Raw genomic sequence first — 20876 nt, forward strand, 5'->3', positions numbered from 1 at the left:
TCCGGCGGTTCGGTTGCCGGTGCGCCGCGCACCTTCTCTTGGGATGGGCGGCGGCACTGCAACGCATCTTAGCACTCAGGCCGGGTGAGTGCTAATTGGAGTCCTGATGGTCGCGATAGTTCCCGGCGATTGCAAACATGAATTGGATAGCTATTTTGCAATCAGGCGTCGTCCGGGATACTCGCGGCAGGGCACACTCAGTGTTAGAGCAAAGCGTACCCCGCCGGTTCTGCCTGCTGGTGGAATGATTTGTTGCACCAGCGGCTACACTCGACGCAAGCGACGCCACGCTGGCATGCTTGCGAGCCTCTCTTATTCCACCGGAGAAGTTATGTCTGCTATCGAACACTTGCTCAAGCCGCATGTGCGCGACCTGGGCGATTTCACCGTACGGCGGCTGCTGCCTGCGGCGGCCACCCAAACGGTCGGGCCGTTTATTTTCTTCGACCATATGGGGCCGGTGCAACTGCCGCCCGGGGAGGGAGCCGATGTGCGCCCGCATCCGCATATCGGCCTGGCCACCGTTACCTACATGTTCGAGGGCGAGATCATCCACCGTGACAGCCTGGGCAGCGAGCAGGCGATCCGTCCGGGCGACGTCAACTGGATGACCGCCGGCCACGGGATCGTGCACTCCGAGCGTTCGCCCGACCATGTGCGCGCGGCGGGCGCGCGGCTGCACGGCATCCAGACCTGGGTGGCGCTGCCGCAATCGCACGAGTCCGACGAGCCGTCGTTCTTCCACCATCCGGCCGAGACCCTGCCGCGTATCGAGCGGCCCGGGGTGCGCATGACCGTGATCGCCGGCGATGCCTTCGGCAAGACCTCGCCCGTCAAGGTGTTCAGCCGCACGCTGTACGTGGCGATCGAGCTGGACGCGGGCGCCAGCGTGGAAATTCCGGCCGAGCATGCCCAGCGCGGCATCTACCCGGTGGACGGCGCTGTCACGCTGGACGGCGAGCCGCTGCCGGCGGAGCATATGGTGGTGCTGACGCCCGGCCAGAGCGCCACGCTGCTGGCGACGGCGCCGTCGCGCGTGATGCTGCTGGGTGGCGATCCGACCGACGGCCGGCGCTTTATCTACTGGAATTTCGTCGCGAGCAGCAAGGAAGCGATCGAGGCCGCCGCCAGGCGCTGGGAGGATGACCAGTTCCCGCGGGTGCCGGGCGATGAGAGCGAGCGCATCCCGCTGCCGCCGCGCAAGCCCTGAAACGCGTTTCATCCACGCAGAAGAGGAGACCGGTGTTGGGTGCGCCCAAGCCGCCCGAGCTAGCCTAAGCGAGGTGTTTTCCCTCTCCCCTCAGGGGGAGAGGGACCGGGGTGAGGGGTGGTTTAGCTAGGAACCACATCAAGCGGGGCCAACGGTGCTAACCCACTGGCTCAAACCGGACTCGCCCAGGTCACCCGCGTTCCCTGCCGCAAACATTCCCGGATTGCCTCGATCTGCGTGGCGATCGGCGCCGGCACCGGCACGGCGCCATCCAGCACGCGCCGGATCCAGGCCGCGGTCTGGTCGACATCGCTGCCGGGCGGCAGCTCCGGCACTTCAGCCAGCGAGCCCCCGACAGGATCGACCAGCGTCTGCTGGTGCCCTTCATGCAGCCAGTCGATGCGGCTGTTGCGGCGCGCATCGGCCACCACTTCGCCTTCGGTGCCGCGTGCCAGCAGCACGTTGGCGGGTTCGTGCGAGAAGTAGTCGGTCAGCGTCTCGCGGTATTCCGGGTGCGTGTAGCTGTACAGCCGCAGCCCTTCGGCGGGGGAGTGCTCGCCCACCGGCTGCAGCATCTTGGCGACCGTGTGCGAAGAATTGCGTAGCCCGATCACGGTGCGCCGGTCCAGCAGCTGCGACAGGCCGGGCGACAGCACATCGACCGGCAGCACCGCCAGCGGCCCGTGGTCGGTGCCATCGCGCAGCCGCGCCGAAGCTTCGGCTGTGGTGCCGCACAGGGGAATGCCCAGCGCCGCGAACAGCGTCATGCTGGTGACGCGGCCGTTGAACTCGCGCGAGCCATGCACCAGCACGGGGATGCCTTCACGCGCCAGCAGCAGCGCCAGCAGCGGCACCAGGTTGGGCTGCTTGCGCGCGCCGTTGTAGCTGGGAATCACCACCACTTGCCGGTCCGGCGGCCCGGGCAGCGGCTCGCAGTGCGCATGGGCGGCCTCGAGCATGCCGGCCAGTTCGTGCGGCGCCTCGCCCTTGATGCGGTAGGCCATCAGGACGGCGCCGAGTTCGACGTCGGAGACGCGCCCGGCCAGCATGGCGTCGAACAAGGCCTGGGCATCCTCGCGCGGCAGCGCGCGGGCGCCGTTGACGCCGCGGCCGATCTCCTTGATATAGCGGGCGGCAGGGAAGGGTGCGGCAAGCGTGGCGGCGGGCGTGGTCATGGCGGCGTGGGTGGAAGTCTGTTCTGGGTTCATGATAGCGGAGCAAGGCCGCCGCGCCCATCGCCGCCGATGGGGCGCGGCGGTCGGGCGAGGCTAGGCCGCCTCCTGCAGCGCCGGGTTGCGCTGCTTGCGGTAGAGGAAGTCCAGCACCGCGGTGCGGCAGGCGTGGTAGCTCTTGTCGTCGGCCAGCGCGACGCGGTCGCGCGGGCGCGGCAGGTCCACCTTCAGGATCTCGCCGATGGTGGCCGCCGGGCCGTTTGTCATCATCACGATGCGGTCGGCCAGCAGCACGGCCTCGTCGACATCGTGGGTCACCATCACCACCGTGCTGCGGGTGCGCGCGACGATCTTGATCAGCTCGTCTTGCAGGTGCGCGCGCGTGAGCGCATCGAGCGCGCCGAAGGGTTCGTCCATCAGCAGCACCTTGGGCGCCATCGCCAGTGCGCGCGCGATGCCCACGCGCTGCTTCATGCCCCCGGAGATTTCGTGCGGGTACTTGTTCTCGGCATGCGTCAGGCCCACCAGCGCCAGTGTGTCGTGCGTGCGCGCCTTGAGCTGCGCCTTGCTTTCGCTGGCGGCGAACACGCGCTCCACGCCGAGGTAGACGTTCTCGAAGCACGTCAGCCACGGCAGCAGCGAATGGTTCTGGAACACCACCGCACGCTCCGGCCCCGGGCCGGCGATCTCGCGCCCGGCGCAGATCAGCGCGCCGGTGGTCGGCGTGGCCAGGCCGGCGATAAGGTTCAGCAGCGTGGATTTGCCGCAGCCGGAATGGCCGATCAGCGTGATGAACTCGCCTTCGGCAATCTGCAGGTTGATATCGCGCAGGGCGACGAACGGCCCCTTGCGCGTCTTGAAGGTCTGTCCGACGTTCTCGATGCTGACGAACTTTTGCATGGCCTCTCTCCCTCTGTCCCGCGTGTCAATTGGCGCCGTAGCTGAAGCGCCGGGCCAGCGCCAGCAGCGCATGCTCGAGCAGCAGCCCGATGATGCCGATCACGAAGATCGCGATCACGATGTGCTCGACCTTCAGGTTGTTCCACTCGTCCCACAGCCAGAAGCCGATGCCGGTGCCGCCGGTCAGCATCTCGGCCGCGACGATCACCAGCCACGCGGTGCCGATCGACAGCCGCACGCCGGTCAGCATGTAGGGCAGCACGGCCGGGAACAGCACGCGGGTGAACACCTTCCACTCGGACAGATCCAGCACGCGCGCCACGTTCAGGTAGTCCTGCGGCACGCGCGTGACGCCGACCGCGGTGTTGATCACCATCGGCCAGATCGAGCAGATAAAGATGGCCCAGATCGCGGCCGGGTTGGCGGCCTTGAACAGCAGCAGCCCGATCGGCAGCCATGCCAGCGGCGAGACCGGGCGCAGCAGGCTGATCACCGGCGCGGTCATCGCGTTCAGGAAGGCAAAGCGCCCGATCAGGAAGCCGGCCGGGATGCCGATCACCGCGGCCAGGCCGAAGCCCGCGGCCACGCGCGCCAGCGACGCCAGCACGTTCCAGCCGATGCCCTGGTCATTGGGCCCGTTGCGGTAGAACGGGTCGGCAAACAGCGGCACCGCGGCGTTCCACGTCGCACCCGGCGTGGGGATGGCCGGGATCAGCGTGGCGATGCCGTGCCAGGCCAGCACGAACAGGGCAAAGCCCAGTACCGGCGGCACGATTTTGAGCACCAGCGCGCCGACTGCCTCGCGGCGCTGCGCGCGCCGTTCCTGCGCGGCGAGTTCCTGCTCGCGCCGGCGGGCCCGTTCTTTGGTGTCGGGGTCGGCCGCAGGGGCCACGGTTGCGCCTTCGGGCGCGGTATGGGCGATGGCATTCACGTCTGGCTCCATTTGGGGCACTGCGGATCAGTGAGAGAAGTGGCGGCCCGAATTTCGTCAGGCCTTGATCTTGAAGCCATCGGCGTAGGCCTTCGGGTCCTTGGCATCCCAGACCACGCCGTCGATCAGCTTGGCGCTGCGGAAATCGCTCTTGGGCAGCGGCACCTGCGCCGCGCTGGCGGCCTGCTTGTAGACGTCGATGCGGTTCACCTGTTTCGCCACCGCGAGGTAGTCCGGATGCTCCTTCAGCAGGCCCCAGCGCTTGTGCTGCGTCAGGAACCACATGCCGTCGGACAGGTATGGGTAGTTGGCGTTGCCGTCCTGGTAGAACTTCATTGCGTCAGGGTCGTCCCAGGTCTTGCCCAGGCCGTTGTTGTAGCGGCCGAGCATGCGGTCCAGGATGATGTCCATGTCGGTGTTGACGTAGGACTTGGCGGCGATGGTCTCTGCGGTCTTGCGGCGGTTGGAAGCCGACGCGTCGATGTACTTGGAGGCCTCCAGCACCGCTGCCACCATGGCGCGCGCGGTGTTGGGATACTTCTGCACGAAGTCGGCGGTGGTGCCGAGCGTCTTCTCAGGGTGGTTCTTCCAGATCGCCTGCGTGGTCTCGGCAGTGAAGCCGATCTTGTCGGCGATGGCGCGCGCGCCCCAGGGCTCGCCCACGCAGAAGCCGTCCATATTGCCCACGCGCATATTGGCCACCATCTGCGGCGGCGGCACGGTGATGGCCTTGGCGTCCTGCATCGGGTTGATGCCGTTGGCCGCCAGCCAGTAGTACAGCCACATCGCGTGCGTGCCGGTGGGGAAGGTCTGGGCGAAGGTGTAGTCGCGCTTCTCCTTCATCATCAGCGCCTTCAGGCTGGCGCCGTCCTTGACGCCTTTCTCCGCCAGCTTGGACGACAGCGTGATGGCCTGGCCGTTGTTGTTCAGGCTCATCAGCACCGCCATGTCTTTCTTGGGGCCGCCGATGCCGAGCTGCACGCCATAAATCAGGCCGTACAGCACGTGCGCGGCGTCGAGCTCGCCGTTGACCAGCTTGTCGCGCACGCCGGCCCACGAGGCTTCCTTGGTCGGCGTGATCTTGATGCCGTACTTCTTGTCGATGCCGAGCGTGGATGCCATCACCACGGAGGCGCAGTCGGTCAGCGGGATAAAGCCGATGCGCACGTCGGTCTTCTCCGGTGCGTCCGAGCCTGCTGCCCACGCCCCGGCGCGCACCAGCGGGTCGACCAGCGTCATCACGCTGGCGCCTGCAATGGTGGCGAGCACGCGGCGGCGGCCGCTGCTGGCCGGCACTGCATCGGCGGCAGCGTCGGAAACGTGGACGGCTGCGTGCAGCGGCTTGGCAATCCTGAGGCGAGAGGGCATTGCATGGCTCCAAAAAAAAAGCGTCCCCATTCCGCAGCCGGCTTCGTCAGAAGACCGGCGCGGCGCAGGGACGCCGTTGTCCGTGGCGTGACGCAGCCCGCGTTGGCCGTGTCCGCCGAAATTGTCGATCGGCCGCCGTTGGCCGATACCTGCATAACGCAAGGCGTGTGCCAGCCTGTGCAGTGCAACATTTACGGGCGTGATTGTGGCGGCGACGTTGCCCCAGCACGCGATTTGGTGAGGAATGTCCGAACGCGGTGCGTGCGGGATCGACTCCGCCGCATTAGGGGGAGTGAGAGGGAGGCAGCAGGAAGGGAAGGCACCGCTTCAGCGGCGCCAGGATCGTGCAATGCACCAGCCGCGTGCGGACCACGCACTGCGGCTTGGCGGTCAGCCCATCACATCGATCACGCGCTGCGCCGCATCCACCAGCTTCAGCCCGCGCTCCATCGCCATGCTGCGCAGGCGCTTGTAGGCTTCGTCCTCGGTGATGCCGCGCGCCTGCATCAGCAGGCCCTTGGCGCGCTCGACCACCTTGCGCTCGGCCAGCTTGAGCTTTGTGGCGTCGAGCTCCGCCCGCAGTTGCTGATCGAGTTCGAAGCGGGCATAGGCCACGTCGAGCACCGTCTTGACGCGCTCGGCGCGCAGGCCGTCGACGATATAGGCGGTGATGCCGGCCGTCAGCGCGGCCTTGATGCGCTGGCTGTCGTCGTTATCGGTGAACAGTACGATCGGCCGTGGGGCGTGCTGGGTCGACACGCAGACGTGCTCGATGGTGTCGCGCGCGGCAGATTCCGAGGCGATGATCAGCATATCCGGCTGAGTCGCCGTGATGACGTCAGGCAGGCGCAGGTCGGCGTCGACGATCTGGATCTCGGCAAAGCCCGCGCTGACGAGGCCGCCGCGGATGGTCTCCACATTCAGCGGATTGGCGTCGAGCGGATCGCGCACGAGAAGGATGCGCAGCACCCGGCCGCCGGTGGAGGTGGCTGGTGCGGCATTCGACGTGGGCGAGGGGGGCGGATGGCGTCGGGTCATGGCTAGGCTCTGTTGCAGTGCGCCATGCAAGATTCGCGCCGGGTCAGGGTGGTCACGATGCGCCAAGCCGGTGCGGCTCAGCTGCGAGGATGCCTGGATTCATTGTATGCCTTCGTACGCAGCCAACTCGCGCGGTGTATCCTGTTGCCCTGCTGCGCCGGGCGCGTCTGCTGGCGACGCCGCAATGCTGCACCCTGCAACCCGCGACGCAGTACTGATCAGAAAAAATCTGGAGAGATGCATGACCGAATTCGTGTTCGCCCCGCCGGCTCCCGTTGGCGTGCCGGTGCGTGGCAGCAACGCTAGCTTCCCGGTCCGGCGCGTGTACTGCGTCGGCCGCAACTATGCCGCCCATGCCCGCGAAATGGGCTCCGACCCCGACCGCGAACCGCCGTTCTTCTTCTGCAAGCCGTCCGACGCGGTCAGCTACGTCGCCGATGGCACCGAAGGCACCTTCCCATATCCGCCGGGCACTGGCAACTGCCACTACGAAGTGGAAATGGTGGTCGCCATTGGCAAGGGCGGCCGCGACATCCCGGTGGAGAAGGCTGCCGAGTACGTCTTTGGCTACGCCGTGGGCCTGGACATGACCCGCCGCGACCTGCAGAACGAATCGAAGAAGACCGGCCGCCCCTGGGAGACCGGCAAGGCCTTCGACCAGTCCGCGCCGATCGGCCCGATCGTGCCCGTCTCGGCCATCGGCCATCCGGAGAAGGGCGAGGTCACGCTGTCGGTCAATGGCGTCGAGAAGCAGCGCGGCGACCTGTCCGACCTGATCTGGTCGGTGCCGGAGATGGTGTCGTACCTGTCCAAGCTGTTCGAGCTGCAGCCGGGCGACCTGATCTACAGCGGCACGCCCGAAGGCGTCGGCCCGGTGGTCAAGGGCGATGTCATGCAATGCCACGTCGGCGGCGTGGGCGATCTCACCATCAAGGTAGTCTGATCCGATGCTCAAGCTTTACAGCTACTTCCGCAGCTCGGCCTCGTTCCGCGTGCGCATCGCGCTGGAGCTGAAGGGCCTGCCGTATGAGTACGTGCCGGTGCACCTGCTCAAGGCGGGCGGCCAGCAGCTCAAGCCGGAGTTCCGCGCGGTCAATCCGGACGGCCTGGTGCCGGCGCTGGTCGACGGGGACCACGTGCTGCAGCAATCGCTGGCGATCGTCGAGTACCTGGACGAAGTCCATCCCGAGCCCAAGCTGCTGCCTGGCACGGCGCTGGACCGCGCCTACGTGCGCGGCTTGGCGCACGAGATCGCGTGCGAGATCCACCCGCTGAACAACCTGCGCGTGCTGAAGTACCTGAAGCACACCGTGGGTGCGAGCGACGAGATCAAGGACGCGTGGTATCGCCACTGGATCGAGCTGGGCTTTGCGTCGCTGCAGGCCAACCTGGAGCGCGGCGGCAAGGCGGGACGCTTCTGCTTTGGCGACACGCCCACGCTGGCCGACATCTGCCTGGCGCCACAGGTGTTCAACGCGCAGCGCTTCAATATCGACGTGAGCCGCTACCCGGCGATCGCGAAGATCTACGAGGCCTGCATGGAACTGCCAGCGTTCCAGAAGGCGGAGCCGAAGTCGCAGCCCGACGCGGAATAGGCATTCGCAGGACTGCAATGCAAAACGCCCCGGCACTGGCCGGGGCGTTTTGCTTTCTGCGAGTGCGCGAGGATTATCCCAACAGCGCCTCGGCAAACTCATCCGCCTTGAACGGCTGCAGGTCTTCCACCTTCTCGCCCACGCCGATGAAGTAGACCGGCACCGGGCGCTGGCGCGCGATTGCCGCCAGGATGCCGCCCTTGGCGGTGCCGTCGAGCTTGGTCACGATCAGCCCGGTCAGGCCCAGCGCATCGTCAAAGGCGCGGGTTTGCTGCAGGGCGTTCTGGCCGGTATTGGCGTCGATCACCAGCAGCACCTCATGCGGCGCGCTCGGCATGGACTTGCTGATCACGCGCTTGACCTTCTTCAGCTCTTCCATCAGGTGCAGCTGCGTCGGCAGGCGGCCGGCGGTATCGGCCATCACGATGTCGATGCCGCGCGCCTTGGCGGCGTTGACGGCGTCAAAGATCACCGCGGCCGGGTCGCCGCTTTCCTGCGCCACCACGGTGACGTTGTTGCGCTCGCCCCAGATCGTCAGCTGCTCGCGCGCGGCGGCGCGGAAGGTGTCGCCCGCGGCCAGCAACACCTTCTGGTCATAGCGCTGGAAGTGCTTGCACAGCTTGCCGATGCTGGTGGTCTTGCCGGCGCCGTTGACACCCGCGATCATCATCACCAGCGGTTGCTCGCGGCCCAGCGCCATGGTCTTTTCCAGCGGGCGCAGCAGCTGCGTCAGCAGGTCGCGCAGCGCGGCCTTGACGCCTTCGGCCGACTCGATGCGCTCGGCCTTGACGCGCTTGCGCAGTTCGCCCAGCAGGTATTCGGTGGCTTCGACGCCGGCATCCGCCATCAGCAGCGCGGTTTCCAGCTCCTCGAACAACGCCTCGTCGACCTTGACGCCGACGAACAGGGTGCCGATGTTGCGGCTGGTCTTGGACAGGCCGGTGCGCAGGCGGTGCATCCAGCCTTGCCTGGCCTCCGCGGTAGGAGCGGGCGGCGGGACCAGTTCGAGCGCTTCCGCGGCCGGTGCCTGCGGCGACGTAAAGCCTGCCGGCGCGGGAACAGGAGCGGGAACCGGCGCAGCCACAGGCGCCGGGGCAGGCGGTGGCACCTGAGCGGGAACCGGGGTCGGCACCGGAACCGGCGTGGGTGCGGGGGCCGGTGTCGGAGTGGGGACGGGTGCAGGCGCCGCAGCAGGGGCCGGCGCGGGCGCCTCGACGGGCGCGGGCTCGGCCTTGCGCTTCTTCCAGAAACTAAACATTGGGAATGGGGTCAATACCGGGGCCGATACCGCTGGCAGCAGCCAATGCCAGCTGGCGACCGGTTAATAATCAAGGGCTTACGCAAGCCTCGCGATGGCTGGGGAGAAACCGTTGTGGTCCCGGCCGGCGATTGCGTATAGTTCGCTACATGGCAGATCCGTGGGCGCACGCATGCACACATGGATCGATCGGCAAAATTCTAGCAGACGGGGTCGCATGAACCATTGCGCTGTCCTGACCGCCGCGGGCACCGAAGGCGCCCAAACGCGCATCCAACGCCTCTCACAACCACCCTCCGCCCCACGCCAATCACTTCCCGCCAGCGCCGCGCGTCTTGCGCGGCGTGTCATTCCCACGTTGCTGCTGGCCTTGCTGCCCTGGTCGATGCCGGCCGGGGCACAGGACGTGGTCGGCTCGCCGATGCCGGGGGCACAGACGGCGCCGGTCGGTGCAACCGCGCAGGGCACCACCGAGTACCGGCTCTCCAACGGCCTGCGGCTGATCGTCAAGGAAGATCACCGCGCGCCCACGGTGGCGCACCAGATCTGGTACCGCGTGGGCGGCGTCGATGAGGTGAGCGGCACCACGGGTGTGGCGCACATGCTCGAGCACATGATGTTCAAGGGCACGCCCAAGGTCGGCGTAGGCGAGTTCTCCAAGCAGGTCGCCGCACTGGGCGGGCGCGAGAACGCCATGACCAACCGCGACTTCACCATGTATTACCAGCAGATCGGCAAGCAGTACCTGCCCAGGATGATGGAGCTGGAGGCCGACCGCATGGCCAACCTCATTATCAGGAAGGACGAGTTCGAGCGCGAGATGAAGGTGGTGATGGAAGAACGCCGCCTGCGCACCGACGACTCCGCGCGCGGCAACGTCTATGAGCAACTGTTGGCCACCGTCTATACCGCCGCCGGCTACCGCCACCCCGTGATCGGCTGGATGGACGACCTGGTCAATATGCGCGTGGACGACGTCAAGGACTGGTACCGCCACTGGTACGTGCCTAATAACGCGCTGGTGATCGTCACCGGCGACGTCAAGGCCGAGGAAGTGCGCGCGCTGGCCGAGCGCTACTACGGCAAGCTCAAGCCGCGCACGCTGCCGCTGCGCAAGGACCAGGAAGAGCCGGAGCAGAAGGGCATCAAGCGCATCTGGGTCAAGGCGCCGGCCGAGAACCAGTACATGGTGATGGCCTACAAGGTGCCGCGCCTGCGCGATGTCGAGAAGGACGTCGATCCCTACGCGCTGGAGGTGCTGTCGGCCGTGCTCAACGGCTATGACAACGCGCGCCTGACGCGCGAGCTGGTGCGCGAGCAGCGCCTGGCCGACGACGTCAATGTCGGCTACGACAGCATCAACCGCGGCGAGTCGCTGTTCGTGCTCGACGGCACACCGGCCGCGGGCCACAACACCGACGAGATCGAGCGTGCGCTGCGCGCCGAGATCCAGCGAATCGCCAAGGAAGGTGTCTCGCCTGAAGAGCTCAAGCGCGTCAAGGCGCAGGTGGTGGCCGGCCAGATCTACAAGCGGGATTCGGTGTTTGGGCAGGGCATGGAGATCGGCGTTTCCGAGATCTCCGATATCTCCTGGCGCCAGATCGACCGCATGCTCGACAAGGTCAAGGCCGTCACGCCGGCCCAGGTGCAGGCCGTCGCCGCCAAGTACTTCAACGACGACAACCTGACCGTGGCCACGCTGGTGCCGCAGCCGATCGACCCGAACAAGCCCAAGACCCAGGCCCCGTCGGGCCTGCGCCACTGAGGAAAGGCGATGTCTCAATTCGTCACCGCATTTGCTACCCCGCAGCGCGCGCTGCGCAAACTGGCCGGCGCCGCGCTCGGCGCCGCCGTGCTGCTGGCCGCGCAACTGGCGCAGGCCGCCATCCCGATCGAGCACTGGACCGCATCCACTGGCGCGAAGGTGTTCTTCGTGCACAGCCCGTCGATTCCGATGCTCGACATCAATATCGACTTCGACGCCGGCAGCCGCTATGACCCGCCGGGCAAGGCCGGGCTGGCCACGCTGAGCGCCGCGCTGCTCGACAAGGGCGCGGCCGCGCAGGACGGCCAGCCGGCACGCGACGAAGCGCAGGTCGCCGACGGTTTTGCCGATACGGGGGCCGCATTTGGCGGTGCGGCCGGCGGCGACCGCGGCGGCATCGGCCTGCGCACGCTGACCGCGCAGCCGGAGCTGGACCAGTCTGTGGCGCTGGCCGCGCAGCTGATCAAGGCGCCGACCTACCCGGACGCTGTGGTCGGCCGCGAGAAGCAGCGCCTGATCACCGCCATCCGCGAAGCCGACACCAAGCCGGGCGTGATTGCCGACAAGGCGCTGGCCAAGGCCATGTATCCCGACCATCCCTATGGCGTGGCCGCGACGCCGGACAGCGTGGCGTCGATCAAGCGCGACGACATCGTCAAGTTCTGGCGCGACAACTACAACGCGCAGCGCGCGGTGGTCACGCTGATCGGCGCGGTCGATCGCAAGCAGGCCGAGGCCATCGCCGAGCTGCTTACGCGCGGGCTGCCGCAGGGCACTGCCGCGCCGGCGATGCCGCAAGTCAAGCTGAACATCCCCGCCACCGAGCAGCGCTTGCCGCACCCGGCGCAGCAGTCGAGCGTGGTCATCGGACAGCCCTCGATCGCACGCGGCGATCCCGACTATTTCGCGCTGCTGGTGGGCAACTACGTGCTCGGCGGCGGCGGCTTCAGCTCGCGCCTGACCGACGAGGTGCGCGAGAAGCGCGGCCTGACCTACGGCGTCGACAGCTATTTCGCGCCGTCCAAGCAGCCCGGCCCGTTCGGCATCAGCCTGCAGACCAAGAAGGCACAGACCGACGAGGCGCTGGCGCTGGTGCGCCAGGTGCTGGCGCGCTTCGTGGCGGAGGGCCCGACCGAGAAGGAGCTGCGCGCGGCCAAGGACAACCTGGTCAACGGCTTCCCGCTGCGCATCGACAACAACCGCAAGCTGCTGACCAACGTGGCCAATATCGGCTGGTACGGGCTTCCGCTGGACTACCTGGACACGTGGACCGCGCAAGTGGGCAAGGTCACGCGCGAGCAGGTCAGGGCGGCCTTCCAGCGCCATGTGCGCCCGGACGGCATGGCCACGGTGATCGTCGGCGGCCCGGTGACCGCGCCGGCCACCACAGCCAAGCAGTGACGGCCACGCCGCATCGGGCCGGCTTGTCGATGCGCCGCCGCACGCCCGAGCGTGCGGCAGAACGGTCCGCAGGCTCTACAATCACGGGATGAATTCGCGCTCCCGATTGCCATCGCCCGCCCCTGGCGGGCGAACCGCTACCCCCGCCACCGGCGGGCGGCCCACTGCATCCCCGGCCCCGCGCCCGGCACCCCGCCAGGCGCCATCTCAGGTTCGCATCATCGGCGGGCGCTGGAAGCGCACCTTGCTGCCCGTGCCCGACGCCCAGGGCCTGCGCCCGACGCCCGACCGCGTGCGCGAGACGCTCTTCAACTGGCTTGGCCAGGACCTCACCGGTATGGAATGCCTGGACCTGTTCGCAGGCTCGGGCGCACTCGGCTTTGAGGCTGCGTCGCGTGGCGCGGCCGCGGTCACGCTGGTGGAGTCCAACGCGCGCGTGGCCAAGCAACTGCGCGACAACCAGTACCGGCTCGACGCCTGCGCGGTGCGCGTGGTGCAGGGCGATGCCTTTGCCGTGGCGGCGCAGATGCCCGATGCCAGCTTCGACGTGATCTTCCTGGACCCTCCCTTTGCCGAGGACTGGATCGGCCCGGCGCTGGAACATGCGGCGCGGCTGTCGCGCCCGGGTGGTGCGGTCTATGTCGAAACCGACCATGCGCTGACCGGCGCCGATGCGCCGGTGCCTGCGTCGCTTGAGATCGTGCGGCACGCGCGCGCCGGTGCGGTGCATTTTCACCTGCTCCAGCACCGCAGTCCTGGCAACGGCGCCGCATGAGGCTCCAAGAGTCCACTAAGGCTCCACTAAGGCCCCCCATGCCCTGAAGCAGGGCGCCCGGTTACGGTGCGCTGCAGCAAAGGGGAGCGCCAGGGGCCTTCCAAGTGGCGCATTTAGGGTTACACTACGCCGCTGTCACAACGCTCGCGACGCAGTACCCACGCCGGTCCGGCCGGCGAACGAGGCGGCCCACATACGGCCGGCAGCGGGCAGATCAAGGAGGAAGTATGGTCATCGCGGTCTATCCCGGCACGTTCGATCCAATGACCCGGGGACACGAGGATCTGGTCCGCCGTGCGTCGAATATCTTCGACGAACTGGTGGTCGGCGTGGCGCAGAGCCCCAACAAGCGCCCGTTCTTTGCGCTCGAAGAGCGCATCGCCATCGCCCGTGAAGTGCTCGGGCACTATCCCAATGTGCGCGTCGAGGGTTTTTCCGGCCTGCTCAAGGACTTTGTGCGCAAGAACAATGCGCGCGTGATCGTGCGCGGCCTGCGCGCGGTGTCCGACTTCGAGTACGAGTTCCAGATGGCGGGCATGAACCGCTACCTGCTGCCCGACGTGGAAACCATGTTCCTGACCCCGTCCGACCAGTACCAGTTCATCTCCGGCACCTTCGTGCGCGAGATCGCGGTGCTGGGTGGCGACGTCAGCAAGTTCGTGTTCCCGTCGGTGGAACGCTGGCTGCAAGAGAAAATCGGCAAACCGGCATAAAATAACAGTTTCAGATACGTCGATTCGCGGCCAGTCGGGCGCGGGCGTGTCCGCAGGAAGGAAACACCATGGCGCTGATGATCACCGACGACTGCATCAACTGCGACGTTTGTGAACCCGAGTGCCCGAACGAAGCCATTTCGATGGGGCCCGAGATCTATGAAATCGACCCCAACAAGTGCACCGAGTGCGTCGGGCACTTCGACGAGCCGCAATGCCAGCAGGTCTGCCCGGTGGCCTGCATCCCCAAGGATCCGAACAGGGTCGAGACGCATGAGGTGCTGATGCAGCGTTACCGGCTGCTGACGGCTGCCAAACACGCGGCCTGAACGTTTCCCTCGGCAAAGGCAAAAAAAAACCCCCGCCACCGCAAGGTGACGGGGGTTTAACTTTTCCCCTTTACTACTTGCTACTTACGACACTGCGCGGTCAGGCACCCATCGGCTTGCCGTCGGTACGGCGCACCACGATGGTGGACGAGCGCGGCGGCTTGGCCGCGTCCGGCCACTTGCCGGTGGGGTGCTGGATATTGATGAAGCAGGTGGTCAGGTCCGGCGTGTAGGCGATGCCGGTGATTTCGCAGCCGGTCGGGCCGACGAGGAAACGCTTGGACTGACCCGTCGGCGAGATGTAGTACATGCTGTTGTTGCCGAACGTGGCGGTGTAGCTGCTGCTGGTGCTGGAGTCGGTCTGCACCCACAGGCGGCCCTTCGGGTCGACGCGCAGGCCGTCCGGGCTGGAGAAGGTGTCGCCGTTGATATTGCCCTTCAGGTTGTCGGTGGCCAGCGACGGGTCGCCGGCCTGCAGCAGGATGCCCCACGTGAAGGTGGTGGCCAGCGGCGAATTGCCGGCTTCGTTCCACTTGACGATATGCCCGTGCAGGTTGTTCTTGCGCGGGTTGGCGGCGTCGGTCTGCTGGCGGCCGCTGTTGTTGGTCAGCGTGCAGTAGAGCGTCTTGTCCGGTGCGGCCGTGATCCACTCGGGACGGTCCATCAGCGTGCCGCCGGCCACGCGCGCTGCGGCCTTGGTGTTGACCAGCACGTCGGCCTGGCTGGTGAAGTCGACCGTGGTCGGCGCCGGCGAAACCGCCGACTGGGTCCAGTTGCCCGGATCCGAAGCGCCGACGGTCAGGCCGTTCTTGCCCTGCGTCAGCTCGATCCACTGGCCGCTGCCGTCGGCGTTGAATTTGGCAACGTAGAGCGTGCCGCTGTCGAGCAGGTTGGCATTGGCGGCGCGGCTGTTCGGATCGAAGGCCTTGCTCGGCACGAACTTGTAGATGCAGCCCGGCGTGCCGTCGTCGCCCATGTAGAACGCGACGTTGTTGCTGGTGTCGTTCAGGAAGGCGACGTTCTCATGGTCGAAGCGGCCCATCGCGGTGCGCTTGGCCGGCGCGCCAAGCGTGCCGTACGGATCGACTTCCACCACCCAGCCGTAGCCGTTGTCGGCCTGGGTCGGGTCGATGTAGTTGTCCGTGCTTTCTTCGCAGGTCAGGTAGGTACCCCACGGCGTGTAGCCGCTCGAGCAGTTGTTGAGCATGCCGACCACGGTCGAACCCACCACCGACGCAGCCGGGCCACCCACGCGGTACAGCGTGTTGCCGGTGTAGCGCTTGTTGTAGATCGAGTCGCGCTTGACCTGCCACTTGCCGCTGGCGGCCAGTTCGACCTCGATCACCGAGATGCCGACGGCCGACAGCGCGATGCGCTTGTGCTCCGGGCTGGCAGTGGCGGCGTCGTAGGCGGTCGGGAACAGGATGTTGTAGTCCGGCAGCTCGTGGTTGATGGCGAGCAGGCCGCCCTTCTGCGGATCGACGCCCGGCAGCGCGAAGAAGTGCATGCCGTCGTGGTTGCCGCCGGCCTGGCGCTCGGTCTCGGCGGACGACTGGAAGGCGCCGGCATAGCCGGTGGCGCCGGCTTCCACCGGATCGCCGGCGGAGAACAGCACGTCGACGCTGTAGCCGTTGGGCACCACCACGGCATCGGCGGTGGACTTGGCGACCGGCTCGAAGGTGACTTCGTAGCTCGGGGTGACCGGGCCGGTGGGCGCCGGCCCGGGGGCGGGGGCAGGAGCCGAGGCGGGATCGTCACTGCCGCCGCAGGCAGCCAGCAGGCCGCTGCCGAAGGCCGAGACCAGCGACAGGCCAAGGCCGCCGCGGAGCACCCGGCGGCGCGCCGGGTTGGCGGCGACGATGTCTTCGAGCATCCGGCCGGGCACGTCAACGTCGGGCTTGGCGGCGCGGCTGGCGGCACGCGCTTCGTCGGTCAGGTACGACATGGGCTTTCCTCCTGTGGGTTTGTCATGCGCGCAAGTCATCATGGGATGCCTGCGCGGTGGGAAGCCCGCAATGTAGGTGCCGCCTGTGTAACTTTGATGACTGGATGTCTGCACTAGCAGAGTTTTGGTCGGAATGCGACAACAATGGAAAAAGGCCGCTTTTGCGGCCTGTTTTCATGCTGTTGTCGCAGGAGTGTGCCTGCGCGCGACTCGCGCTAGCGCGCGCTATGCAGCTGCGCCATCGCGCGCTCGGCATCGCCGCGCGCCAGCAACCCGAGCGGGTCGATGCTGCGGTCGATGGCCGCCTCGATCGCTTCCTGCTCCTCACGCCGTGGCGGCTTGAGCACGAAGTTGACCACGTCCTCGCGGCCGGCGCCGGCACTGCCGGGCGCGTTGCGCGGATGGCCCACGCCCAGGCGCAGGCGCCAGTAGTCCTGAGTGGTCAGGTGGGCCGAGATGTCCTTGAGCCCGTTGTGGCCGCCCGCGCCGCCGCCGCGCTTGAGTTTCACGGTGCCGGCGGGCAGGTCCAGCTCGTCGTGCGCCACCACGATCTCGTCAGGCAGGATCTTGTAGAAGCGCGCCAGCGACACCACGGCCAGCCCGGAGCGGTTCATGAAGGTCGACGGCTTGAGCAGCCAGATGTCCTGGTCCCACAGCCGCGCGCGCGCGGCCAGGCCGTGGAAGCGGCCTTCCACGCGCAGCGTGGCGCCGCCCATGCGGGCGAGCTGGTCCACCAGCCAGAAGCCGGCGTTGTGTCGGGTGGCCTCGTACTCCGCACCGGGATTGCCGAGGCCGACGATGAGCTTGATCATGCGTGTTGAACGGGTTGGGTGGCGGCGGCTACTGCGTGCAACAATGCCGTGCCGCGTGCAGGCGCCAAGCATACGCCAAAAAAAACCGCCGGCAGGGCCGGCGGCTTTTGGCTGCGTGCGGCCAGGGCCGCCACGGCGCAACGACAGCTTAGGCAGCCGGCGTTTCGCCTTCGCCTTCGCCTTCGGCAGCGCCTTCGGCGGCCGAAGCGGCGCCAGCCGGCAGCGAGATGCTGGCGATGGCGGGGTTGTCGTCACCGTGGGTGATGACGGTCAGGCCCTTCGGCAGCTTCACGTCGCTCAGGTGCAGGGTCTGGCCCAGCTCCATGGTGCCGACGTCCACTTCGATGAACTCAGGCAGGTCGGCCGGCAGGCACGACACTTCCAGGTCGTTCACGATGTGGTTGACCAGGCCGTGGCCCAGCTTCACGCCAGGAGCGGTTTCCTGGTTCATGAAGTGCAGGGGCACCTTGACGTGGATCTTGTCGTTGGCCGACACGCGCTGGAAATCGACGTGCAGCACCAGCGGCTTGAACGGGTGCATCTGGAATGCGCGCAGCAGGGCCTGTTCCGACTTGCCAGCGACTTCCAGTTCCAGGATCGACGAGTGGAACGCTTCCTTCTTCAGGGCGTGCCACAGCGCGTTGTGATCCAGTTCGATCATCTTCGGTTCGGCGGCGCCGCCGTAGATGATGCCGGGGGTCTTGCCCGAATTGCGCAGGCGGCGGCTCGCACCCGTTCCCTGTACGCTACGCTCGAAAGCGACTACTTTCATGATGACTCCAAAGTAAGAAGGCCGTCCGCGACCAGACAGCCTCGTTGCGGCGCAAAGACAGAGATGCGCCGATCAAGCCACGTTGACCGCCAAAGACTTGGCGATCAACGCAGTAAAGCCAGAAACTTTATCAGGAACCCGCGAACAGCGACATGATCGAGTCGCCCTTGACGATACGGGTAAAGGTCTCGGCCAGCAGCGGGGCGGTCGAGAGCTGGCGGATCTTGGTGCACTTGGCGGCTTCCTCGGACAGCGGGATGGTGTCGCACACCACCACTTCGTCCAGCGCCGACTCGGCGATACGGGCTGCCGCGCCGCCGGACAGCACGGGGTGCGTGCAGTAGGCGAACACCTTCAGCGCACCACGCTCCTTCAGCACCTGAGCGGCCTTGCACAGCGTGCCGCCGGTGTCGATCATGTCGTCCATGATCACGCAGTTGCGGCCCTCGACTTCACCGATGATGTTCATCACCTCGGCCACGTTGGCCTTGGGACGACGCTTGTCGATGATCGCCAGGTCGCAGTTCAGTTCCTTGGCCAGCGCGCGGGCACGGACCACGCCGCCGACGTCCGGCGACACCACCAGCAGGTCACCGTAGTTCTTCTCGCGCAGGTCGCCCAGCAGTACCGGCGAAGCGTAGATGTTGTCGACGGGGATATCGAAGAAGCCCTGGATCTGGTCGGCGTGCAGGTCCATCGTCAGCACGCGCTCGACGCCGGCGACTTCCAGCATGTTGGCCACGACCTTGGCCGAGATCGCCACGCGCGCCGAACGCGGGCGGCGGTCCTGGCGGGCATAGCCAAAGTAGGGCATGGCGGCGGTGATGCTGCGTGCCGAGGCGCGCTTGAGCGCGTCGACCATCACCATCAGTTCCATCAGGTTGTCGTTGGTCGGCGCGCAGGTGGACTGCAGCACGATGACGTGCTTGCCGCGAACATTTTCCTGGATGTCGACCTGGACTTCGCCGTCGGAGAAACGGCCAACGAGCGCCTTGCCCAGCGGAATGCCGAGGTGCTGTACGACAGCCTCCGCGAGTTTGGGGTTGGCGTTGCCGGTAAATACCATCAAGCCTTCGCTGCTCATTCGGGGCACCTGTCTTGCTGCTGGGGGAGCTTGGCGTCACCGGCAAAACCGGTGACTGATACAGAGGGTCCGTAAGGACACTATAGGAATGTAATGGCAGGGGAAGAAGGATTCGAACCTTCGAATGCCGGAATCAAAATCCGGTGCCTTGACCAACTTGGCGACTCCCCTACACAACCGGGCCGTTCTTCGTGGTACCAGACTACCGTACCGCGCCGAACGATAACTTGCTATGCGAGCGCTGCGAGCGGGTGACGTGCCAGACTGCGCACACACCTGCCATCCCACTCGGGAGGCAACCTTTCCAGAACCTGTTGCGCTGTTGTTGCGTCGGGAAAACGCGCAAACACGCAGGCTCCGGAACCGGTCATCCTGGCATGCTGATTGTGTTGCTTCAGCCATGCAAGGGCTCGGGCGACTTCGCCGAACTTCGCTGTTGCTATCGGTTCCAGGTCGTTGCGACCGAAATCGAATTTGTTTGTGCGAGCAGCGAAGACCGCAATTATGGAGAGGGGCGTATCCCTTGTCAAGCACCTGTCCGAAAAAATTTCAGAGGTCGGCACGTGTTGTTTCGGGTGGATGACGACGAACCAGCTGTCGGGCAAATCGACCGGCGTCAGTTGCTCGCCAACGCCTTCGGCAAACGCGTTCTGCCCGAGCACGAACACAGGCACATCGGCCCCCAGCGTCAGGCCGATGCGCATCAATTCGGCACGCGAAAGGCCGAGCCCCCACAGGTGGTTCAGCGCCAGCAGCGTGGTGGCCGCATCGGACGATCCGCCGCCGATGCCGCCGCCCATGGGCAGCACCTTGTCGATGGCGATATCGGCGCCGAAGGCGGTGCCGCTGGCCGCCTGCAAGGCGCGCGCGGCGCGCACCACCAGGTCGGTGTCGGCCGGCACGCCGGGCACGTCGGTGACACGCGCGATGACGCCGTCGTCGCGCCGGCGGAAATGCAGCGTGTCGCACCAGTCGACCAGCTGGAACACGGTCTGCAGCGTGTGATAGCCGTCAGGGCGGCGGCCGGTCACATGCAGGAACAGGTTGAGCTTGGCCGGCGCCGGGCAGTCGCGCAGCTCCGGCGGGGGCAGGGCAGCGGTTCGGGTCATGGCGTTTGCGGATCGATCACCAGGCGTACCGACAGCGGATTGGCGGCGGAATCGCGCGCCAGGTCGATGCGGCGCGGCACCGGGCGGGTCGCCGCGTCGGGCGCGGGGGTGTCCTGCCACGCGACATAGCGCACGGTCCAGCCGTTCTGCGCGAGCGTCGCGAGACGTCCCTGCTCGTCGCGCGTGGTGCGCGCGGGCGAGCCCTGGGCGGCGCGGCCATGCAGCCAGTCGCGCATGCCTGCCACCGGCAGTGCGAAGCCAAGCGCCTCTTCCATCAGCGTGTCGACCTCGGGCGCATTGCGTGGCGGCTGGTTGGGCAGGTCGAGCGTGGCGCCGGACGGCGTGGCGGTGACCACGGCCAGCGTCTGGCCGAGCGGGGAGACCAGGTCCAGGCGCACGTTGCGGCCCTGCTCCTCCCAGCGGAAGCTGCCCTGCACGCCTTCGTCGCGCCCGTAGCGCACGTAGTTGGCGGAGAAGCGGCCGGTGTATTGCTGGCTCGCGGCGGTTCCATCGGCATCGAAGCTGCGCGACGGCGCCACGCTGGCGCAAGCCTGCAGCAGCAGGGGGGCGCCAAGGCAAAGCAGTGCCAGGCGTCGGGTTCGGTTCATGGGCAAGGTCGGGAAGCGGCGGCGCGCTGCGGCTGCCGCCGGCGGACAGGAGTCCGGCGCCGCGGACCTCGGCGGAGGCCGCGGCGCACGG

20 protein-coding genes and 1 tRNA gene are annotated in these 20876 nt (G+C 66.9%); 8 read left to right on the forward strand and 13 right to left on the reverse strand.

What is annotated here, in order from left to right:
- Positions 1 to 331 precede the first annotated feature (331 nt).
- Complete coding sequence (locus tag K307_RS27320; protein WP_042883952.1) at positions 332 to 1210, forward strand: pirin family protein; 879 nt, start codon at positions 332 to 334, stop codon at positions 1208 to 1210.
- A 170-nt stretch (positions 1211 to 1380) separates the two neighbouring features.
- On the opposite strand, the gene ybiB is transcribed toward K307_RS27320, so the two are convergent.
- The 5 genes from ybiB to K307_RS27345 form a co-directional block, all read right to left on the reverse strand.
- Positions 1381 to 2385, reverse strand: a complete 1005-nt coding sequence (gene ybiB, locus K307_RS27325) for a DNA-binding protein YbiB (RefSeq protein ID WP_042883953.1) — start codon at positions 2383 to 2385, stop codon at positions 1381 to 1383.
- A 93-nt stretch (positions 2386 to 2478) separates the two neighbouring features.
- Positions 2479 to 3282, reverse strand: a complete 804-nt coding sequence (locus K307_RS27330) for an ABC transporter ATP-binding protein (protein ID WP_042883954.1) — start codon at positions 3280 to 3282, stop codon at positions 2479 to 2481.
- 25 nt (positions 3283 to 3307) lie between these two features.
- Positions 3308 to 4213, reverse strand: a complete 906-nt coding sequence (gene ntrB / locus K307_RS27335) for a nitrate ABC transporter permease (RefSeq protein ID WP_042887468.1) — start codon at positions 4211 to 4213, stop codon at positions 3308 to 3310.
- A 57-nt stretch (positions 4214 to 4270) separates the two neighbouring features.
- Positions 4271 to 5581, reverse strand: a complete 1311-nt coding sequence (locus K307_RS27340; RefSeq protein WP_042883955.1) for a CmpA/NrtA family ABC transporter substrate-binding protein — start codon at positions 5579 to 5581, stop codon at positions 4271 to 4273.
- A 390-nt stretch (positions 5582 to 5971) separates the two neighbouring features.
- Complete coding sequence (locus tag K307_RS27345; RefSeq protein WP_042883956.1) at positions 5972 to 6619, reverse strand: ANTAR domain-containing response regulator; 648 nt, start codon at positions 6617 to 6619, stop codon at positions 5972 to 5974.
- Between the two features lie 241 nt (positions 6620 to 6860).
- Here K307_RS27345 and K307_RS27350 point away from each other — a divergent pair, with 241 nt between their 5' ends.
- Together K307_RS27350 and maiA are read left to right on the forward strand one after the other, a co-directional pair.
- Positions 6861 to 7562, forward strand: coding sequence for a fumarylacetoacetate hydrolase family protein (locus tag K307_RS27350; protein ID WP_042883957.1), 702 nt, complete (start codon positions 6861 to 6863; stop codon positions 7560 to 7562).
- Positions 7563 to 7566: 4 nt separating this feature from the next.
- Complete coding sequence (gene maiA, locus K307_RS27355) at positions 7567 to 8214, forward strand: maleylacetoacetate isomerase (protein ID WP_042883958.1); 648 nt, start codon at positions 7567 to 7569, stop codon at positions 8212 to 8214.
- A 73-nt stretch (positions 8215 to 8287) separates the two neighbouring features.
- Here the strand turns inward: maiA and ftsY are convergent, their stop codons facing one another.
- Positions 8288 to 9472 carry a signal recognition particle-docking protein FtsY gene (ftsY, locus tag K307_RS27360; RefSeq protein ID WP_042883959.1) on the reverse strand — a complete coding sequence of 395 codons (1185 nt, stop codon included), beginning with the start codon at positions 9470 to 9472 and terminating at the stop codon, positions 8288 to 8290.
- Positions 9473 to 9689: 217 nt separating this feature from the next.
- Between ftsY and K307_RS27365 the strand changes: the two genes are divergently transcribed.
- The 5 genes from K307_RS27365 (at position 9690) to K307_RS27385 (ending at position 14455) form a co-directional block, all read left to right on the forward strand.
- Positions 9690 to 11237, forward strand: coding sequence for a M16 family metallopeptidase (locus K307_RS27365; RefSeq protein WP_042883960.1), 1548 nt, complete (start codon positions 9690 to 9692; stop codon positions 11235 to 11237).
- Positions 11238 to 11246: 9 nt separating this feature from the next.
- Positions 11247 to 12638 (forward strand): M16 family metallopeptidase, encoded by a 1392-nt coding sequence (locus tag K307_RS27370; RefSeq protein WP_042883961.1) that lies wholly within the window; start codon positions 11247 to 11249, stop codon positions 12636 to 12638.
- Positions 12639 to 12726: 88 nt separating this feature from the next.
- Complete coding sequence (gene rsmD / locus K307_RS27375; RefSeq protein ID WP_196251624.1) at positions 12727 to 13413, forward strand: 16S rRNA (guanine(966)-N(2))-methyltransferase RsmD; 687 nt, start codon at positions 12727 to 12729, stop codon at positions 13411 to 13413.
- Positions 13414 to 13640: 227 nt separating this feature from the next.
- On the forward strand, positions 13641 to 14126 hold the full coding sequence (gene coaD / locus K307_RS27380; protein ID WP_042883962.1) for a pantetheine-phosphate adenylyltransferase: 486 nt from the start codon (positions 13641 to 13643) through the stop codon (positions 14124 to 14126).
- A 68-nt stretch (positions 14127 to 14194) separates the two neighbouring features.
- Entirely contained in the window at positions 14195 to 14455 is a 261-nt protein-coding gene (locus tag K307_RS27385) for a YfhL family 4Fe-4S dicluster ferredoxin (protein ID WP_010814370.1), read from the forward strand.
- A 100-nt stretch (positions 14456 to 14555) separates the two neighbouring features.
- Here K307_RS27385 and K307_RS27390 read toward each other — a convergent pair whose 3' ends face one another.
- The 7 genes from K307_RS27390 to lolB all read right to left on the reverse strand — a co-directional run bounded on the left by K307_RS27390 (position 14556) and on the right by lolB (position 20785).
- Positions 14556 to 16400 (reverse strand): PhoX family protein, encoded by a 1845-nt coding sequence (locus K307_RS27390; protein WP_042883963.1) that lies wholly within the window; start codon positions 16398 to 16400, stop codon positions 14556 to 14558.
- Positions 16401 to 16615: 215 nt separating this feature from the next.
- Positions 16616 to 17212, reverse strand: a complete 597-nt coding sequence (pth, locus tag K307_RS27395) for an aminoacyl-tRNA hydrolase (protein WP_042883964.1) — start codon at positions 17210 to 17212, stop codon at positions 16616 to 16618.
- A gap of 148 nt (positions 17213 to 17360) precedes the next feature.
- Positions 17361 to 17984, reverse strand: coding sequence for a 50S ribosomal protein L25/general stress protein Ctc (locus K307_RS27400; RefSeq protein ID WP_042883965.1), 624 nt, complete (start codon positions 17982 to 17984; stop codon positions 17361 to 17363).
- Positions 17985 to 18114: 130 nt separating this feature from the next.
- Positions 18115 to 19068: a ribose-phosphate pyrophosphokinase gene (locus K307_RS27405; protein ID WP_042883966.1), complete on the reverse strand. Its 954-nt coding sequence runs from the start codon at positions 19066 to 19068 to the stop codon at positions 18115 to 18117.
- 94 nt (positions 19069 to 19162) lie between these two features.
- Positions 19163 to 19239 (reverse strand) — tRNA-Gln (locus tag K307_RS27410).
- A 59-nt stretch (positions 19240 to 19298) separates the two neighbouring features.
- Positions 19299 to 20177, reverse strand: a complete 879-nt coding sequence (ispE, locus tag K307_RS27415) for a 4-(cytidine 5'-diphospho)-2-C-methyl-D-erythritol kinase (RefSeq protein WP_042883967.1) — start codon at positions 20175 to 20177, stop codon at positions 19299 to 19301.
- Entirely contained in the window at positions 20174 to 20785 is a 612-nt protein-coding gene (lolB, locus tag K307_RS27420) for a lipoprotein insertase outer membrane protein LolB (RefSeq protein WP_042883968.1), read from the reverse strand. The genes ispE and lolB overlap by 4 nt, the downstream gene beginning before the upstream one ends.
- Between the last annotated feature and the right edge of the window lie 91 nt (positions 20786 to 20876).

Origin of the sequence: Cupriavidus necator A5-1 (genome assembly GCF_000744095.1) — a bacterium.
GTDB lineage: Bacteria > Pseudomonadota > Gammaproteobacteria > Burkholderiales > Burkholderiaceae > Cupriavidus > Cupriavidus necator_A.

What these genes read in the sequence shown, in the direction of transcription:
- K307_RS27320 (WP_042883952.1), top strand. Translation starts at nt 332, where the DNA reads ATGTCTGCTATCGAACACTTGCTCAAGCCGCATGTGCGCGACCTGGGC.
- ybiB (WP_042883953.1), bottom strand. Translation starts at nt 2,385, where the DNA reads ATGACCACGCCCGCCGCCACGCTTGCCGCACCCTTCCCTGCCGCCCGC.
- K307_RS27330 (WP_042883954.1), bottom strand. Translation starts at nt 3,282, where the DNA reads ATGCAAAAGTTCGTCAGCATCGAGAACGTCGGACAGACCTTCAAGACG.
- K307_RS27340 (WP_042883955.1), bottom strand. Translation starts at nt 5,581, where the DNA reads ATGCCCTCTCGCCTCAGGATTGCCAAGCCGCTGCACGCAGCCGTCCAC.
- K307_RS27345 (WP_042883956.1), bottom strand. Translation starts at nt 6,619, where the DNA reads ATGACCCGACGCCATCCGCCCCCCTCGCCCACGTCGAATGCCGCACCA.
- K307_RS27350 (WP_042883957.1), top strand. Translation starts at nt 6,861, where the DNA reads ATGACCGAATTCGTGTTCGCCCCGCCGGCTCCCGTTGGCGTGCCGGTG.
- maiA (WP_042883958.1), top strand. Translation starts at nt 7,567, where the DNA reads ATGCTCAAGCTTTACAGCTACTTCCGCAGCTCGGCCTCGTTCCGCGTG.
- ftsY (WP_042883959.1), bottom strand. Translation starts at nt 9,472, where the DNA reads ATGTTTAGTTTCTGGAAGAAGCGCAAGGCCGAGCCCGCGCCCGTCGAG.
- K307_RS27365 (WP_042883960.1), top strand. Translation starts at nt 9,690, where the DNA reads ATGAACCATTGCGCTGTCCTGACCGCCGCGGGCACCGAAGGCGCCCAA.
- K307_RS27370 (WP_042883961.1), top strand. Translation starts at nt 11,247, where the DNA reads ATGTCTCAATTCGTCACCGCATTTGCTACCCCGCAGCGCGCGCTGCGC.
- rsmD (WP_196251624.1), top strand. Translation starts at nt 12,727, where the DNA reads ATGAATTCGCGCTCCCGATTGCCATCGCCCGCCCCTGGCGGGCGAACC.
- coaD (WP_042883962.1), top strand. Translation starts at nt 13,641, where the DNA reads ATGGTCATCGCGGTCTATCCCGGCACGTTCGATCCAATGACCCGGGGA.
- K307_RS27385 (WP_010814370.1), top strand. Translation starts at nt 14,195, where the DNA reads ATGGCGCTGATGATCACCGACGACTGCATCAACTGCGACGTTTGTGAA.
- K307_RS27390 (WP_042883963.1), bottom strand. Translation starts at nt 16,400, where the DNA reads ATGTCGTACCTGACCGACGAAGCGCGTGCCGCCAGCCGCGCCGCCAAG.
- pth (WP_042883964.1), bottom strand. Translation starts at nt 17,212, where the DNA reads ATGATCAAGCTCATCGTCGGCCTCGGCAATCCCGGTGCGGAGTACGAG.
- K307_RS27400 (WP_042883965.1), bottom strand. Translation starts at nt 17,984, where the DNA reads ATGAAAGTAGTCGCTTTCGAGCGTAGCGTACAGGGAACGGGTGCGAGC.
- K307_RS27405 (WP_042883966.1), bottom strand. Translation starts at nt 19,068, where the DNA reads ATGAGCAGCGAAGGCTTGATGGTATTTACCGGCAACGCCAACCCCAAA.
- ispE (WP_042883967.1), bottom strand. Translation starts at nt 20,177, where the DNA reads ATGACCCGAACCGCTGCCCTGCCCCCGCCGGAGCTGCGCGACTGCCCG.
- lolB (WP_042883968.1), bottom strand. Translation starts at nt 20,785, where the DNA reads ATGAACCGAACCCGACGCCTGGCACTGCTTTGCCTTGGCGCCCCCCTG.